At 74.1% G+C, this 16,207-nt stretch carries 11 protein-coding genes; 3 read left to right on the top strand and 8 right to left on the bottom strand.

The window, feature by feature from the left end; all coding sequences use genetic code 11:
• Positions 1 to 40: 40 nt before the first annotated feature.
• Both treY and ACZ5TL_RS28625 read left to right on the top strand, forming a co-directional pair.
• A complete protein-coding gene (treY, locus tag ACZ5TL_RS28630) occupies positions 41 to 2,410 on the top strand; it encodes a malto-oligosyltrehalose synthase (protein ID WP_468593375.1) in 2,370 nt (789 codons plus the stop codon).
• Between the two features lie 446 nt (positions 2,411 to 2,856).
• Positions 2,857 to 4,107 carry a M14 family zinc carboxypeptidase gene (locus tag ACZ5TL_RS28625; RefSeq protein ID WP_468593373.1) on the top strand — a complete coding sequence of 417 codons (1,251 nt, stop codon included), beginning with the start codon at positions 2,857 to 2,859 and terminating at the stop codon, positions 4,105 to 4,107.
• Positions 4,108 to 4,261: 154 nt separating this feature from the next.
• Here ACZ5TL_RS28625 and ACZ5TL_RS28620 read toward each other — a convergent pair whose 3' ends face one another.
• Both ACZ5TL_RS28620 and ACZ5TL_RS28615 read right to left on the bottom strand, forming a co-directional pair.
• Positions 4,262 to 5,611: a M14 family zinc carboxypeptidase gene (locus tag ACZ5TL_RS28620; RefSeq protein WP_468593523.1), complete on the bottom strand. Its 1,350-nt coding sequence runs from the start codon at positions 5,609 to 5,611 to the stop codon at positions 4,262 to 4,264.
• A 176-nt stretch (positions 5,612 to 5,787) separates the two neighbouring features.
• On the bottom strand, positions 5,788 to 6,339 hold the full coding sequence (locus ACZ5TL_RS28615; RefSeq protein WP_468593372.1) for an FHA domain-containing protein: 552 nt from the start codon (positions 6,337 to 6,339) through the stop codon (positions 5,788 to 5,790).
• 173 nt (positions 6,340 to 6,512) lie between these two features.
• Here ACZ5TL_RS28615 and treZ point away from each other — a divergent pair, with 173 nt between their 5' ends.
• Positions 6,513 to 8,258: a malto-oligosyltrehalose trehalohydrolase gene (gene treZ, locus ACZ5TL_RS28610; RefSeq protein ID WP_468593371.1), complete on the top strand. Its 1,746-nt coding sequence runs from the start codon at positions 6,513 to 6,515 to the stop codon at positions 8,256 to 8,258.
• 123 nt (positions 8,259 to 8,381) lie between these two features.
• On the opposite strand, the gene ACZ5TL_RS28605 is transcribed toward treZ, so the two are convergent.
• The 6 genes from ACZ5TL_RS28605 to ACZ5TL_RS28580 form a co-directional block, all read right to left on the bottom strand.
• Positions 8,382 to 9,407 (bottom strand): aminoglycoside phosphotransferase family protein, encoded by a 1,026-nt coding sequence (locus ACZ5TL_RS28605; RefSeq protein WP_468593522.1) that lies wholly within the window; start codon positions 9,405 to 9,407, stop codon positions 8,382 to 8,384.
• A 47-nt stretch (positions 9,408 to 9,454) separates the two neighbouring features.
• Positions 9,455 to 10,582 (bottom strand): aminopeptidase P family protein, encoded by a 1,128-nt coding sequence (locus ACZ5TL_RS28600; RefSeq protein WP_468593370.1) that lies wholly within the window; start codon positions 10,580 to 10,582, stop codon positions 9,455 to 9,457.
• 284 nt (positions 10,583 to 10,866) lie between these two features.
• Entirely contained in the window at positions 10,867 to 11,427 is a 561-nt protein-coding gene (locus ACZ5TL_RS28595; protein WP_468593368.1) for a PDZ domain-containing protein, read from the bottom strand.
• A gap of 330 nt (positions 11,428 to 11,757) precedes the next feature.
• Positions 11,758 to 13,923: a germacradienol/geosmin synthase Cyc2 gene (gene cyc2, locus ACZ5TL_RS28590; RefSeq protein WP_468593366.1), complete on the bottom strand. Its 2,166-nt coding sequence runs from the start codon at positions 13,921 to 13,923 to the stop codon at positions 11,758 to 11,760.
• A gap of 139 nt (positions 13,924 to 14,062) precedes the next feature.
• Complete coding sequence (locus tag ACZ5TL_RS28585) at positions 14,063 to 15,247, bottom strand: damage-control phosphatase ARMT1 family protein (RefSeq protein ID WP_468593365.1); 1,185 nt, start codon at positions 15,245 to 15,247, stop codon at positions 14,063 to 14,065.
• A 46-nt stretch (positions 15,248 to 15,293) separates the two neighbouring features.
• Positions 15,294 to 15,941 carry a ScbR family autoregulator-binding transcription factor gene (locus ACZ5TL_RS28580; RefSeq protein WP_468593363.1) on the bottom strand — a complete coding sequence of 216 codons (648 nt, stop codon included), beginning with the start codon at positions 15,939 to 15,941 and terminating at the stop codon, positions 15,294 to 15,296.
• Positions 15,942 to 16,207: the final 266 nt, after the last annotated feature.

The raw sequence follows: 16,207 nt of genomic DNA, 5'->3' as shown, positions 1-16,207 counted from the left end.
CGAGGGCACGAACCGCGGCGGGGCGGGTACGTACGTTTCCATGACACCTGAGCGACCTGACCCGGTGGTGCCCACGGCCACGTACCGGCTGCAGCTGCAGCCAGAGTTCCCGTTCGGAGCAGCCGCGGCCGCCGTGCCGTACCTGGCCTCGCTCGGCGTCTCGCACCTGCACCTGTCCCCCGTCCTGGAGGCGGTGCCGGGCTCGGCGCACGGCTACGACGTCGTCGACCACGCACGCGTGCGCGAGGAGCTGGGCGGCGAGGCGGGGCTGCGGGCGCTGGCGGGCACCGCGCGCGAGCACGGGCTCGGCCTGGTGGTGGACATCGTCCCGAACCACATGGCCATGTCCCCTCGGCACAACCGCGCCCTGTGGGAGGTGCTTCGCGAGGGCCCGAAGTCGCCGTACGCGCGCTGGTTCGACATCGACTGGGAGGCGCAGGACGGTCAGGTGCTGCTGCCGTTGCTCGGCGGGCCGCTGGCCGAGGTCCTCGGGGAGCTGCGCGTCGACGGGGACGTGCTGCGCTACTACGACCACGTCCTCCCGCTGCGCGAGGGCACCGAGGACCTGCCGCTGCCGCATCTGCTGGACGCGCAGTGGTACCGCCCGGTGTGGTGGCGGCTGGCCCGGACCGAGCTCAACTACCGGCGGTTCTTCAGCATTTCGGAGCTCATCGGGGTGCGGGTGGAGGACCCGGAGGTGTTCGAGGCCACCCACGACAAGATCCTCCAGCTGCTCCACGACGGCGTGATCGACGGGCTGCGCGTCGACCATCCCGACGGGCTGGCCGACCCCGACGCCTACCTCACGCGGCTGCACGAGGCGACGGGCGGCCGCTGGACGGTCGTGGAGAAGATCCTGGCCGACGGGGAGCACCTGCCGGCCTCCTGGCCCGTCGCGGGCACCACCGGCTACGACGCCCTGCGGCACGTGGACGGGCTCTTCACGGACCCGGCCGGGTTCGGGGACCTCCTGGGGCGCTACCGGCGCTTCGCGGCCCCGCAGACGGACCGGGGCGGCCAGTGGGAGGCGACGGTGCGGCGGGCGGCGTACAAGGTCCTCACGCACGAGCTGGCGACCGAGACCGACCGGCTGACGCGGGTGACGACCCGGCTGTGCGCGACCTCGCCGGAGCCGGCGCTGCGCGACCGCGCGCCCTGGGCGCTGCGCACCGCGCTCCAGGAGCTGCTGGTGCGGATGGAGGTCTACCGCCCCTACGAGTCCGCCGACGCCGCGGCCGTGGTCACCGAGGAGGCCGCGGCCGAGGCCCGGCACGCCTTCGCCGTGCCCGAGGAGGCCGGCGCGGTGGACGTCGTACGGGACCTCGTGCTGGGACGTTACGGCGACGGGCCCGCGCACGTGGAGTTCCGGACGCGGTTCGCCCAGACCGCGTCGGCGCTGCGGGCGAAGTCCGTGGAGGACACGGCGTTCTACCGGTACGTGCCGCTGCTGTCGGCGACCGAGGTGGGCGGGAACCCGGGGAGTCCCGCCATGTCGCCGGAGGAGTTCCACGCGTACTGCGCGCGCGTGCAGCGCGACTGGCCGGCGACCGGGACGGTGGTCTCGACGCACGACACCAAGCGCAGTGCCGATGTCCGGGCGGCGCTGCACGTGCTCACCGAGTGCCCCGGCCGGTGGGCGGACGTCCTGGCCGAGGTGACCCGCACCGGCGAGGGCGTGCCCGACGCGCAACTGGCGTGGGCGGCCTGGCAGACGGTGTTCGGGCTCGGCCCGGTGTCCGGGTCCGGGGAGCGGGTGCGGGGCGCTCTGCTGAAGCACGTGCGCGAGGCGGGCCTGTACACGAGCTGGACCGAGCAGGAGCCGCCGTACGAGGAGGCGGTGGAGCGGTTCGTGGCGGCCGGGCCGTGCGGGACACCGGGTGAGCGGGTCGCCGCGTTCCGGGAGTCGCTCGCGCCTCACATCCGGGCCAACGTGCTGGGCACCGCCCTGGTCCAGCTGACGATGCCGGGGGTGCCGGACGTCTACCAGGGCACGGAGGCCGAGGCCCGGGCCCTGGTCGACCCCGACAACCGGCGGGCGGTCAGCTTCCCGCCCGAGGAGACCGGCGGCACGTCCGGGGAGAAGGCGGCGGTGACGCGTGCGGCGCTCGCGCTGCGGGCCCGCCGCCCCGACGCCTTCGGCGACACGGCGACGTACCTGCCGTTGCCGGCCCAGGGACCCGCGGCACACCACTGCCTGGCGTTCGTCCGCTCCGGCGAGACGCTGACGGCCGTGACCCGCCTGTCGCTCCGGCTCGCCGAGGCGGGCGGCTGGCAGGACACGGGGCTGAGGCTGCCGCCGGGCCGCTGGGCGGACGTCCTGGAGCCGGGACGCGAGTTCACGGGGCACGCACGCGTGGCGGAGCTGTTCGCGGGGCTGCCGGTGGCGCTGCTGGAGAAGGTGGGCGACTGAGCTCAGGCGACCACGGGGGCGTCCTGCGGGCAGTCCTCGTACACCGCCGGGGGTGCGGCCGGGACCGGGGTCCGGTGCGGACAGGCCGTTCGCAGCAGGTCGCGAACGCCTGTGCCGCACCGATGGGCGGAACGCGCGAGACGACCGTCAGCGTGCGTCTCCAGGCCGGGTCGGGGGTGAGGACGGCGCAGACGCCCACCCCGGCGGCGGCCGTCCGGACCGCCGTGGAGCTGTGCTCGACGGCCCGGACGTGGCCGCCGCCGGCCTCGCCACGGACGAGCCGCCTCCCGGTTCCGGCCTCCCGGAACCGGCTGCTCCGGGCACCGCAGCCGCTCCCCGGCGGTTCATGCTTCCGGGCGCCCCGCGGAGCCTCCCCCAGCGCGCCCTTGACACCGCACCATGGCCATGGGGTACTGCGAGGGCGAACTCGGGGGGATGTGACGGGGATGAGTGCCCTGCCGGAGCTGCGCTACCCGACGGTGACCGAACTGGTCTCGGCTGCCCGGGCGTTGACCACTCACCGCCCTGGCGTCTGCACCCTGCGGCAGGTGGGTGCCTCACGCGCGGGCAGACCCCTGCACCTGCTGTCCGTGGGCCGTGCCCGCCGCGCCGTGCTGGTGGTCGCCGGCGCCCACGCCAACGAGCCGACCGGCTCCTGCACCCTGCTCGCGGTCGCCCGCCGGGTGCTGGAGCAGCGGGAGCTGCGTGACGGCATCTCCTGGCACTTCCTGCTGTGCGCGGACCCCGACGGGGCGAGCTTGCATGTCACACCTGCGCCGCGCAGCCTCTACGACTACCACCTCGGCTTCTTCCGTCCCGCGGGCCCGGAGCAGCCGGAGTGGGCCCCGTCCGTGCTGCCGCCGGACCGGCTGCCGCCCGAGACCCGGGCCCTGACCGGCGTCATCGACGAGCTGCGCCCCTACCTCCAGGTGACCCTGCACGGCACGGACCTGGGCGGCAGCTGGGTGCAGCTGACGAAGGACATACCGGGTCTGGCCGAGCCGTTCGCCAAGTCCGCGGCCGAGCTGCACATCCCGGTGGAGACCGGCGCCTCGGACGCCGCGGGCTGGCCCGCGTCCGGCCCCGGAGTGCATGTGATGCCCGCGCCGGGCATCGGACCGGCGTACCCGAGCCTGCCGGACGACGCCCGGCGCAGCACCTGGTTCCACGCCCACCGGTACGGCGGGCTGACCGCGGTGGTCGAGGTGCCGATGTGGGCGAGCGACCTGGTGGACGACCCGGCTCCGCATCCGGCTCCGGGGGCGGCGATCGGGCGGCTGGCGCGCCGGCTGCAGCGCGACGCGCTGGAGGTGACGCGCGTGCTCGACGCCGCGCTGCCCCGGCTCGCGGGTCTGGACGGGCCGTTGCTGCGGGCTGCCCGGTGGGGGCTGGAACTGGTGCCGGGGCTGGCCGCGGACCTGGTCCAGACACCGCCCGCCGACCGGACCCGGGCGTACGTGGGCAGCGTGGACGCGTTCGCGCGCCGGGTTCCTCTGCGGGCGGCGGCCATGCTGCTGCGGGTGCTGCGCGGGACCGACGAGCAGGCGGCGAAGCGGCTCGAAGAGCTCGTCGCGACCTGGAGCGGCGCTTTCGCGGAACGCTTCCGCGCCCGATGGGTGCCGCTGGAGAACCAGGTCGAGCACCAGTCCCGCACGGTGGTGGCGGCGGCGCTGCACGCGCGCGAGGAGACGCGGTAGCGGCGCCGCCCCGGCTGTAATGCTGTTGGCGAATGCCGCGCGGCGGGAGCCAGATGTCCGCACGGTCCCAGCGGCATGCCGCGTGCACCGCGTGCCGCTGGGACTCTCCCATCACTTGTCGGCCGTCCGCCGAATGCGCCAACAGCAACGGCTGTCAGGGCACGGCCGCCCCGGCGTCCCGCTCCGGTTCGCCCGAGGGGGTGTGCGGGCGGGTGTGCCGCAGGGCCAGTTCGAACGCGGAGAGGACCACGCGCGCCTGGTACGCCGCCTGCCAGGCCACCGGGACCCAGCGCGCCCCGCAGCCGTCGCGGTAGTCGGCGCACCACGCGTCGATCAGCCGGTCCAGCTCCGGCAGCGCCCCGGCCGGGTCGCTGCCGGAGGCCCGCACGAGCTGGTGCAGCAGCCCCGCGGTGCGCAGCGCCAGCCGGCGCCCGGAGATACGCAGGGCGGCCAGGTGGGCGGTGCTCAGGGGCGGGAGGGGGTGCGCCGCGCTGCCGCCGGTGTCGGGGGTGTCAGGGTCCCAGGCGTCGGCGAGGCCGGGGCAGACCAGTAAATAGTCGTCGACCGGGGCGAGCAGACGCGCCGCCTCGGGCACTCCGGCGAGGTGCGGCCGGAGCCGGGCCAGCAGGTGCCGCAAGAGGTCCGTGTCGTGGCGCAGGGTGCTGCTGACGGCCCGGAGCACCGCGTCGCGGTCGGCGGGCGGGGAGCCGTCCGCCACGGCCGCCACGCCCCACATGGGCGCCTCGACGACCGCGGTGACGGTGCCGTGCCGGTAGGGGTGGAACCACGTCGACTCGACGGCGGCCTCGGTGATGGCGGCGGCCAGGTCGGCCCGGCGCGGCGGCGGGATCCGGTAGACGGCGGGCCCGAGGCCGGGCCAGTACAGGGCGTCGTAGGCGCCGAGTTCGCGGGGGATGCCGAGCCGGGCGGCGATGCGGGCGAGGCGCGGGGCGAGGCCGGGCAGGTCGTGGGTGAGTTCGACGAAGCCGCCCCCGACGTCGACGCCGTGCAGGGAGCACTGCAGGAAGGGCCGCAGTTCGTCCTGGAGGCCGAGCAGGGCGCGGGTCTCCGGCAGGGCGGCGCGGGCCGCGCCGTCGGGCAGCCACTCGGGCTGTTCCAGGAAGCCGGGCCGGAAGAAGTTCCGGAAGTACTGGCCGAGGGTGTAGGGGCCGGTCAGCCAGCCCTCGTTGCGGCGCGAACCGTCCGGGTCGAGGCACAGCAGCAGGTTCCACGTGGCGTCGGCGCCCTCGGTGAGCCGCGGGTCGGCCAGGACCCGCTCGGCCAGGCGCAGCACGGTGGCGCCGCCCACGGGTTCGTTGGCGTGGGGGCCGGCGACGACGAGGGCCTGGCGGCTGCCGTGGCCGGCGGAGAGCAGCCACAGGGGCGTGCCCGCGCGGGACGTGCCGGCCCGGCGCAGCCGGGCGTCACGGGGGTGGCGGGCGACGAGGGCGGCGGCCCGGGCGCCCAGTTCGTCGACGGTCGGGTAACGCGGGAGGGGCGACAGGGCACACCTCCCCCGTGCGATGCCGTCGGTTCACCAGGTGTAGATGGCGTACGCACAGTCAGTCACGAGTTCAGGGGTACGTCAACACTGTCGACGGCAAAGGGATTTGAGCCACGCCTTTTCGAGCGGCAACCGGTAATCCCCAGGCCGGGGCTGAGGCGTGCGTCGGTTTCCGGTCAGGTGGCCGACAGCCGGAACGACATCCGCCCGAAGCCCACCTGGTCGCCCTCGCGGACGACGGCCGCGCCGACGACGCGCCGTCCGTTCACCGTCGTGCCGTTGGTGGAGCCGAGGTCGCGCAGGACCCACATGCCCCCCTGGTGGCGCAGTTCGGCGTGAACACGGGAGACCGTCTCGTGGTTGAGGCGCAGCCCGCTGGCGGGGTCGCGCCCTATGCGCAGCGGATGGTCGTGCGCCGGCTGGGGCAGCAGCAGCTTGGGCAGCCGCTCGGCCTGCCAGGCCCTGCGCAGCCGTACGGTGAACCCGGAGACCGCCTCGACGGCGCCGAACACCACGCGGGAGAAGCGGCTCTCCGTGGGCAGGTCGGCGGTGAGCACGGCGAGTTCGTCCGGGCGGCGGGCGGCGAGCGCGAGTTCCATGCGGCGGATGAACGTGTCGTGGGACAGGCGGCCCATGGCGACGCCGTCACGGAGCGCCTTCAGCGCCCTGTCGCGCTCCACGTCGGAGAGCCGCGCGGGGTACGTGTTGAACTCGAAGGACGACGTCACGCTGGTGATTGTCGGGCAGCGCGGCCGGGCTGTCCAGAAAACGGGAAAACGGCCGCCACGCGCGCGTACCCGGCGACACCCGCCGCAAAAGGGCGGATGCACCAGCGGATTGATCTCGTTTGACGCACCATGGACGGGCTACATCACGGTGAGCAGACGAAGGGGAGCCGTCCGTGCAGTTCGAGGTGTGGGCACCGCAGGCCGGCCGAGTGACACTCCAGTGCGACGGCGTCACTCACGCGTTGCAGCGCGATCCGGAACGGGCGGGGTGGTGGTGGGCCGAGGCGGAGGCACGCGACGGGTCACGGTACGGCTTCGCGCTGGACGACGGTCCGGTGCTGCCCGATCCGCGCTCGCGCCGGCAGCCGGACGGCCCGGACGGGCTGAGCGCCGTCGTCGACCACGAGCGCTACGCGTGGCGCGCGGCGTGGCAGGGGCGGCCGCTGCCCGGGGCGGTGCTGTACGAACTGCACGTGGGGACGTACACGCCCGAGGGCACGCTCGACGCGGCCGCCGAGCGGCTCGGCCATCTCGCCGAACTGGGCGTCACGCACGTGCAAGTGATGCCGCTGTGCCCCTTCCCGGGCACGCACGGCTGGGGCTACGAGGGCGTCTCGCTGTGGGCGGTGCACGAGCCGTACGGCGGGCCCGAGGCGCTGCGGCGCTTCGTCGACCGGGCCCACGCACTCGGCCTGGGCGTGGTGCTCGACGTGGTGCACAACCACTTCGGCCCGTCCGGCAACTACCTGCCCCTCTTCGGGCCGTACCTCACTGACACGCACCAGACGCCCTGGGGCGCCGCGGTCAACCTGGACGCGCCCGGCTCGGACGAGGTGCGCGCGTTCCTGATCGGCAGCGCCCTGGCCTGGCTGCGGGACTACCGGCTGGACGGGTTGCGCCTGGACGCGGTGCACGCGCTGGTGGACACGCGCGCGCACCACTTCCTGGAGGAACTGTCGACGGCCGTGGACGCCCTGGCCGCCGAGGTGGACCGGCCGCTGTTCCTGATCGCCGAGTCGGACCTGAACGACCCGCGGCTCATCACCTCCCGAGCGGAGGGCGGCCTCGGGCTGCACGCGCAGTGGAACGACGACTTCCACCACGCCCTGCACACCACGCTGACCGGCGAGGCGCAGGGCTACTACGCCGACTTCGCGCGCGCTCCCCTCGGTGGTCTCGCCAAGACCCTCACGGGCGGCTACTTCCACGACGGGTCGTACTCGAGCTTCCGGCAGCGGCACCACGGACGCCCCCTGGACCGCACGCGGGTGGCCGGGCACCGGCTGCTCGGCTACGGCCAGACCCACGACCAGGTCGGCAACCGCGCCCAGGGGGACCGGCTTTCGGCCCTGCTCTCCCCCGGGCTGCTGGCGTGTGCGGCCACGCTGATCCTGACGGCGCCGTTCACACCGATGCTCTTCATGGGCGAGGAGTGGGCGGCCGGCACACCCTGGCAGTTCTTCACCGACCACACCGACCCGGAGCTGGCGGACGCAGTACGCCGGGGCAGGCGGCGGGAGTTCGCCGCGCACGGCTGGAAGGAGGAGGACGTGCCCGACCCGCAGGACCCGGCCACCCGGAACCGCTCCTGCCTCGACTGGTCCGAAGCGGAACGCGAGCCCCACGCGCGCGTGCTCGCCTGGTACCGGCAGCTCCTCGCCCTGCGCCACGCGCAGCCCGACCTGACCGATCCCGACCTCGCCGACACCAAGGTGGCCTACGACGAGGAGCGGCGCTGGATCGCCTTCCGGCGGGGGGACGTCCTCGTGGTGGTGAACCTGGCCCGGGAGGCGGCCACGCTGCCGCTCGGCGTGCCCCACGCGCGCGTGCTGGCCGCGTGGGAGCCGATTCAGACGCCCGGGGCGGACGGGGTGGTGCGGCTGCCCGGGGAGTCGGGCGTGGTGCTCGTCCAGGACTGAGCCCGGGGAGGGGTCAGCAGGCTTCGCGTCCTGCGTGCCGGTCACGGTGCCGGCGGGGAGACGGCCGCGACGGTGCGCCGCATGGGCGGAGGACGGTCGTAGGGCATCTCCGCGCCCGCGCCGCTACAGGGCGTCGTCGCCGGCTCCCAGGTCCGTCACCCGTTCCAGCAGGATCGGCTCCCAGGCGTGGCGCAGCCGGGTCCGCAGCAGGGCGGTGTCCTTGCCGGTGAGGGCCTCAGCGAGGTGGAGGACGGTGTCGCAGCGGGCGAGCCACAGGCCGCGCAGGCAGGGGCGGGCGCCGTAGCCGGCGAGGGTGGCGGCGCGTACGGCAGCCGGTGAGCCGACGGCGAGGGCGAGGCCCGCGATGTCCTCGGCCGGGTCGCCGACGACCGCCCCGCCCCAGCCGAGCACGCCGCGCACCCGTCCGTCGGCGCTGACCACGAGGTGGCCGCCGGTGAGTGCGTGGTGGGTGAGGACCGCCGAGCCGGGCTGTGCGGCGAGCTGGGCCGCGGCGGGCGGGGTGAGCTGGCCGAGGCGGGCGGCGTCGAACTCGTCGGCTTCGGCGAGGCGTTCGGCGGCGCGCACGGCGGCCCGGCGCAGTGCCTCCAGGGAGCGTGGCGCGGCGCGCGGCACGCCGAGGGTCTCGGCCTGCCGGACGGGCACCTCGCGCAGACCTGTGAGGAGTGCGGCGAGGTCCGCCTCGCCCACGGCCGACACGTCGTGCCGCTCCCCCGAACCGCCGGGCACCTTGGCGTCGAGGGTGTAGGTCAGCCCGGGCGCCCACTCGCCGTGCGCCACGCTGGCCGGCACCGCCATGGGGACGTGCGGGCGGACGAGGTCGCGCAGACGCAGTTCGCGGCGCTGGCGGAGGGTGGCCTCGCGGTCGGGGGCGAGGCGCAGCACGTGGCGGGTGCCGACCCACCAGGTGGCGGGTTCGGCGCCCTCGGTGGCGGGCCGGACCTCGGGGCCGCTGCCCGGCGCGGTCTCCTCGCCGGCCGTGCGGTCCCTGCCGACCTCGCTCGCCTCTCCTCCCTCGTCGTTCTTGCCGCCCTTGCCTTCTTTGCCGCTCCTGCCGTCCTTGCCGTCCTTGAGCAGGGAACGGACCAGTCGGCGGACGGTGTCCGCGGTGGGGGTGGGTGCCTGGGTCATGGTCGCGCCGTTGCCGTTCGGGAGGCGTGAGGGGGACATCGGTGGCGTCACTCCACTATGACCAGCTCGCGGGTGGTGGTGTTCAGGCGCCTCCCGCCGTCCTCGGTGACGGTCACGATGTCCTCGATGCGGACGCCGAACCGGCCGGGCAGGTAGACGCCGGGTTCCACGGAGAAGCACATACCGGGTACGAGCGGCCGCTCCTCGCCCTCGATCATGTAGGGCGGTTCGTGGGTGGTGACGCCGATGCCGTGTCCGGTGCGGTGGATGAAGTACGCGCCGTACCCGGCGTCGGCGATGACCGCGCGGGCGGCCCGGTCGACGTCCTGGCAGGCGGCGCCCGGCCGCACCGCGCGGAGTCCGGCCTCCTGGGCCGCGCGCACGATGTCGTGGACGCGGCGTTCCTCGTCGGTGGGTTCGCCCACGTGGACCGTGCGGGAGGTGTCGGAGCCGTAGCCGTCCCTCAGGCCGCCGAAGTCGAGGACGACCATGTCGCCGCGTTCGATGACCCGGTCCCCGGCCTCGTGGTGCGGGTCGGCGCCGTTCGGGCCCGAGGCGACGATGGTGAAGTCGACCTGCTCGTGACCGTGGCGGCGCAGCAGCCGGTCGAGGTCGGCGGCCACCTCGGACTCCCGGCGGCCGGCGAAGGGGACGTTCCTGATCTCCTCGAACGTCGCGTCGGCGGCGGCTCCCGCGGCCGTCATGAGGTCCAGCTCGGATGCGTCCTTGACGGCGCGCAGCATCGGCAGGGCCTCGGTGAGCGAGACGTACGAACTGCCGGGCACCGTCTGCTGGAGGGCCAGGAGATGCAGGGACCAGGCGTTGTCGCTGATGCCGAACCGGCCCGAGGCGTCGAGCAGCGCCGCGGTGGCGGCGTAGGGGTCGTTGCCGTCGGTCCAGTCGCGCAGGGTCAGGGCGGGCGCGCCGGCCGCCTTCCGCACGTCCCTCGCCTCCAGGGCCGGGACGACGAGGACGGGGTCCTGCCCGGCGGCGAGGACCAGGAGGGTGAGCCGTTCGGTGACCGCCGGGGGTGTGTAGCCGGTGAGCCAGACCAGGTCCGGCCCCGGGGCCACCAGCAGGCCGGCGAGCCCGGCCTCGGCGGCCGAGCGCGCGGCGCGCTCCATGCGGGCCCGGTAGTCGTCGGCGGTGAAGGACGCGGCCGTGCTTCCGGTCATCCGGGCCTCCCAGGACGGACAAAGGGCTACGGGCAGCATCCTGCCCGGCCGGAGGGGGCGGCGCGAGCCGTCTGCGGGCTTTCACTCCGGCGATGCCCCTGGGAGGGCGAGCCGATCGCGGACCGGAAGCGCCGCCCGGGCTCGCCTTCCACGTCCGGGACGGCACGGGGCGGCCCACGGGCCACGTCCGGGTCGTCACGTGACGGCGTGCCTCACGTGACGGCCCCGCACGTGCCGACGGGCGAGACCGGACGGGGCCTCCCGCGCCGGTACGCCGGTGGGCCTCACGTGACGACGGCCGGTACGACCGTCACCTGCTGGTAGCCGCCACTGCGGTGCCGCACCGTCAGCTTCACCTCACGGCCGGGACGTGCGCGGGCGACGGCCCGCACCAGGTCCGCGGCCGTGTCGATGCGGGTCGTGCCGAAGACGAGGAGGACGTCGCCGCGCACCAGACCCGCCTGCTGCGCCGGACCGGGGACATGCAGCCCGACGACCACGGCCCCGGGCTTGCGGGCGTCCATGACCTGCACGCCGAGGGTCACCGCGACGGGCGCGGACGCGAGGGCGGACGGCGAGGGACGGGGAGGCGAGGGCGCGAGCCGCCCGCGCGGGTCGATGACGCCGCCCTTGCCGGCCACCGTGGCGCCCATCGCCCCCAGTCCGATCCCGGACAGCACCAGGACCACCCCCACGAACCCGGCGAACAGCAGGTTGAGCAGCCGTCTCCCGCGCCGCCGGGCGGCGTGCGGGCGGGGCCGTGAGGGGCCGGCCCCTGTCGCCGGCGCCGCCCCGCCGGGGTCCTGGCCCGGCATCGGCTTGGGTCGCAGCGCGGTCTGTTCCATGGCTCGCCTCCGGAGGGTGCCGATCGCCTCCGGCGGATGCGGGACGATCACGGCAGGTGCTCTACCCGGCGCATCGCCTGCCGACGAGCCACGAACGAGTGAGACTGCGGGGCCCCGGACCGGGCCGTCGGGGGCCGGGCGTGCGCGCCGCAGGACGTGCCCATGACGCACGGCACCTGGTCCCCGGGCAGCCGGGAGACGTCCCTCCAGCCGCGCTCGCCGGGCGCGAGCGGGAGGGACGTGCCCTGATGCGGTCGGCCCGGGCGATACGCACGCGCTGCCCGCGCCGGACCTCGACGAGCCGAGTGGAACGGACGGGAGAACGCCGCCTCAGCGGAACGCCGGGACGGGCACGGCCGGCGGCCGGTCCGGGAGGAAGCCGTGAGCGCGCCGGGACAGCCACTCGTCCTTGTAGCGGTCCACCTTCTGGTGCCAGTTCAGGATGCCGGACATCCAGTTCCGCAGGTCCGTCACGTACGTCCCCATGGCGGCGCGTGCCTCTCGCGAGAGCCGGAAGTCGTCGTACAGCACGGGCAGTTCGTGCGCGACGACATGCTCGAACTGCCGCATGCGCTGACTCATCAGGTCGTGCACGATGCCGAGCCCGGTCGGGTAGTCGCAGCCGAAGAAGGACTGCACGACGAGGATCGCGTTGTGGATCTCGCCCTCGAACTCGATCTCCTTCTGGTACGAGAAGACGTCGTTGAGCAGGCACGCGAAGTCCATCGCGGCGTTCTCCAGGGAGCGGACCGGGCCGCTGCGGTAGACCTCGGGCGGGACGGCCGGGCCGTGGCCCATCCGGCACAGGCTCAGGGTGAGGTCGGAGCCGAAGGTCGCCCGGCGCATCTCCAGGTAGTCGACCGGGTCGGGGACGCGGTTCTGGAGCTGGTTGGACAGCTCCCACACCCAGCTCTCGGTCATCACATTGATCGCGTCCTTGAGCGTGCGCCGCGCCTCGGGCGTCATCCGCGCGGTGGTACGCAGCCACAGGTCGGCGAGGGCGCGCTCCATGGCGTTGGCCGGGGGCGGCGGCCCGGCACCGTCGACCGGCATGCAGTCGGACAGGCGGGCCGTGGTCAGCCGGGCCGCGGCCAGGTCACGGCGGTGGCCGTAGACCAGCGGGTAGTAGTCGTCGCCGTAGGTGCCCCAGGCGAGCCACTGCGAGCTGAGGTCGAGGGCCTCGGGGGTGGCGTCCGGGTCGAGGCCGGCCGCGCAGAGCGGGAGGTCGTAGGCCCTGAGTTTGTCCTCATCCCAGACGCCCTCGGCGAGGATGCCCATCCGGCCCACCCAGTCGCGCAGGTTCCGGCGGGAGTTGTCGAGGTGCGGGCTGAGCTCCAGCGGGAACGGCATGCGGATGTCGGGGATCCGTGCCGGCCCGACCTTCTGGTACGGCACGTGCGTGTAGGAGCGCGTGCGCTCGGCGCCGGCCGAGGCGAGCAGGGCGCGGACGTCGGCGGCGGACGTGCCCATGCCGGTGCACCCCGGCCACGGCCTGCCACCGGGCGCCGCGTTCTCGTTCATGTAGCGGCTGGAGCGCAGATGCCACTCGTGGCCGCCGGACTGCCAGTCCTGCAGCCCCTTGGTGTACGCCGCCACGGCAGCGATCTCGTCGGGCCTGAGGCCCTTCTCCAGGGCCAGCGCGGGCACTTCGGTGAACGCCGTGTGCTCGAACTGGTGGAGGCGGGAGGTGAGGACGTCGTTGACGGTGTCGGCGGCCTCCTGGGTGGTGCAGCCGAAGAAGGTCTCCAGCACCAGGACGCCGTTGCTGAGTTCGCCCTCGTCCTCGACCTCGCGCTGGTAGGAGAACAGGTCGTTGCGCAGGTGCACGGCGTCGGAGAAGGTCTCCATCAGCACCCGCAGCGGCCTGGACCCGGCGACGGCGGCGGGCACTTCGGCGGTCGCGTACTCCACGAGCCCGGCCGACCAGGGGGCGCCACCGACCTTGCGGCGCATCTCGATGTACTCGACGGGGTTGGCGATCCGCCCCTCGTTGATGTTGGACAGCTCCCACATCGACTCGTTCAGGAGGTGCTCGGTGGCCACGGCGAAGCGGCGGCGCCAGTCCTCGGACATCTTCGGCACCGTACGCGCCCAAAGGTCGGCGAGGCCCGCCTCGACCGGGTTCTCCGGCTCCGGCAGGGGAGTGGACGGATCCAGCGGCATGAACAGGGGCAGCCGGTCCAGGTGGGCCTTGCCGGCGGCGCGGTCCTGGCTGCGCTTGTACCTCTCCAGGAAGTGGTCGTCGAAGAAGAAGACCCAGACGTACCAGTCGGTGATGAGGGACAGGGCGGGGCCGTCGCAGTCGGGGTGGGTGTAGGCGCAGAGCAGGCCGTAGTCGTGCGCGTCGAGGTCGGCCTGCTCCCAGACGCCGGAGCCCTCCAGCATGCCCATCTCGCGCGCCCACTGGGACGAATGGGCCCGGGCCTCCTCGAGATGAGGGTTCAGCCGCGCGGGGTGCGGCATGTAGAAGTGCGGGAGTTCGAACGGCTGCGTCATGGCCGGGCCCTACCCGGCGCCCGTCGGCGGCATCCGCACGGCCGGACATGATCACACCATCGCGTGAATCAGGGGTGAGGGGGGAGTTCCGGCCGCCCTTGTGACGTTCCCCCTCGGATCACCGTCACCCCGAGCCCCGTTACCCGGCGTCCCGTACCTGGATCAGCGCGTGCGTGCCGCTGGTGCGCCAGCGCTGGTCCTCCGCCGCGACCAGGCCGGCCTCGGTGCGGGCGTCGAGGCCGGTGATCACGTCGGACTTCAGGGTGCGCAGCGCCGCGACCGGGCCGGGGAAGTACGCGGTGACGTCCCAGAAGGGCGTGGTCGGGGCCCAGAGCCGGTCGCCCACCAGGCGGCGGTAGTTGAGGTCGCCCTTGACGATCGTCAGCGTGGCCGAGGCGAACTCGGCGCGCAGGTCGCCGGGCATCTCCGCGTACGGCAGCGGGGCGCTCGAGAAGGGGTGGGCGCGCAGGGTGAGGCGGCCGTCGGCCAGGGCGGACCACAGTTGCTGCCCGTACGCGGCGGCCGCTCCCCCGGCGCCGGTGAGACGGCGCAGGGCGTCGACGACGTCGGAGGTGGTGGCGTCGGAGACGTAGTAGGGATACGGCTTGACGTGCAGGACCGCCCGTCCGATGCGGCCGCTCGTCAGGAGGTGGGCGATGAGGAGCAGGTCGGGGACGAGTTCGCGGCCCGCGTTGTCGGCGACCAGGCACAGTGTGCCCGGGCCGGCGCGGTCGAGCAGGGCCCAGAGCCTCGCGCTGTCGTCGGCGACCAGGCCGGGCGCGGCGTCCGCGCCCCGTGCGCCCTCGGCGGAGAGGCGGAACCCGAGGTCGGCGCGGTTGCCCCAGAGGGAGCCGTGCAGGAGTGCCTGTGCGTGGTCACCGGCGGGCCGGCCGGCGAGGCCGTCGAGCGCGGCGAGTTCCTCGTCGGTCTCGGCGGAGTCGAGTTCGGCCAGTTTGAAGGGGCGGAAGGGGTCGATGCCCTGCCAGGGGCCGGGGCCGAAGTAGCCGACGGCCTGGAGCAGCCGGCGGTAGAACCAGCTCTCCGACCACAGCCACGGCACGTCGAACCAGGACCGGCCGGTGTGGTCGCGCAGTCCCCAGCCGTCCCAGCGGTCGCGGTCGTGCGCGTCGGCGGGGAGGGGCTCGATCGCGCCCTCGGTGCAGTTCGCCAGCAGCTCGTCGAGGGCGCGGTGCTGCCCCGGTTCGTACGGGAAGGCCTCGCGGACCTGCTTGATGATCGCGGGGTGCCGCTCGGCCAGCACGCTGTGGGGGAACGAGCCCGGCTGGTTGCCGAGGAGCACGGGTGCGGTGGGGGTGTCGGGCATGGGCCTCACCGTAACGCGCGGGGCCTTTGCGGTCCCGCCCACTCCGTCAGACCGGTGCGATCTCCCGCTCCAGGCGCGCCGCCAGGCTCAGATAGCGTGCGCGGCGGGTCACCGGGACCAGGCCGCGGATGAGTATGGTCCACATCTCGGCCGTGCGGCGGGGCTGGCGGGCGACGGGTTCCCGGGAGCGGCCCACGACCCGGGTGCCGACGAAGAAGCAGACCAACGAGTGGGCCACGACGTCGATATCGATGTCAGGCTGGACGTCGGACTCCTTCACCGCGCCGACGAGCCGGGCCGTGACGATGTCCAGCCACTCCGTGAACGGGTGACTCAGCGGCGGCCGGGGCCGGATCCCCCCGGTGGCGAGCCGCAGACCGGCCCGCAGCACCGGGTCCTCGACGGACATGCGGGTGATGCCGAACGTGAGGCGCATCAGCGCCTCCAGGGAGGTGTGGCCGCGGTTGTCGGTCTCCGTCGCCAGCCGGCGGGCGGTGCGCGACTGGAGTTCGAGGATCGCGTGGGCGAGATCCTCCTTCGCCGCGAAGTGGAAGTACAGGGCGCCCTTGGTGACCTGGGCGTGCTCCACGATGTCGCTGAGACTGGTCGATTCGTAGCCGCGACGGTCGAACAGGTCAGCAGCCGCCGTGATGATCGTCGAGCGGGTCTGCTCGGCTCGTAACTGCCTCGCCATCGGCTGAACTCTCCCGGGACGGAAATGTACGGGTCATGCCGTTTGTTTTTACCCCCCGTACACGATAACTCACCCTCAGACGGTGCCCATCACGCAAGTACGCCGGAGCGCGGGTGCACATCCGGCGAAACAAACACACCTGGTGAAATAAAACAGCGGGTTTGGTATCCAACTGTGGGGGTTGTGCGGCCAGACGCAAAGGCGGGGGGGGGGGGGGGGGGGGGGGAGGAGCAGGAGCGAAAGCGCTGGGGCGGCTCTCTCCTTCC

Source organism: Streptomyces sp. NPDC033136 (assembly GCF_055578235.1).
Note: the sequence above shows the minus strand (reverse complement) of the source record. Positions and strands in the feature narration are given on the sequence as shown.

Bases quoted from the DNA above. Each gene is read 5' to 3' on its own strand.
- ACZ5TL_RS28605 (WP_468593522.1), bottom strand. From the start codon at position 9,407: ATGACCCAGGCACCCACCCCCACCGCGGACACCGTCCGCCGACTGGTC.
- ACZ5TL_RS28600 (WP_468593370.1), bottom strand. From the start codon at position 10,582: ATGACCGGAAGCACGGCCGCGTCCTTCACCGCCGACGACTACCGGGCC.
- ACZ5TL_RS28585 (WP_468593365.1), bottom strand. From the start codon at position 15,247: ATGCCCGACACCCCCACCGCACCCGTGCTCCTCGGCAACCAGCCGGGC.
- cyc2 (WP_468593366.1), bottom strand. From the start codon at position 13,923: ATGACGCAGCCGTTCGAACTCCCGCACTTCTACATGCCGCACCCCGCG.
- treY (WP_468593375.1), top strand. From the start codon at position 41: ATGACACCTGAGCGACCTGACCCGGTGGTGCCCACGGCCACGTACCGG.
- ACZ5TL_RS28625 (WP_468593373.1), top strand. From the start codon at position 2,857: ATGAGTGCCCTGCCGGAGCTGCGCTACCCGACGGTGACCGAACTGGTC.
- ACZ5TL_RS28595 (WP_468593368.1), bottom strand. From the start codon at position 11,427: ATGGAACAGACCGCGCTGCGACCCAAGCCGATGCCGGGCCAGGACCCC.
- ACZ5TL_RS28580 (WP_468593363.1), bottom strand. From the start codon at position 15,941: ATGGCGAGGCAGTTACGAGCCGAGCAGACCCGCTCGACGATCATCACG.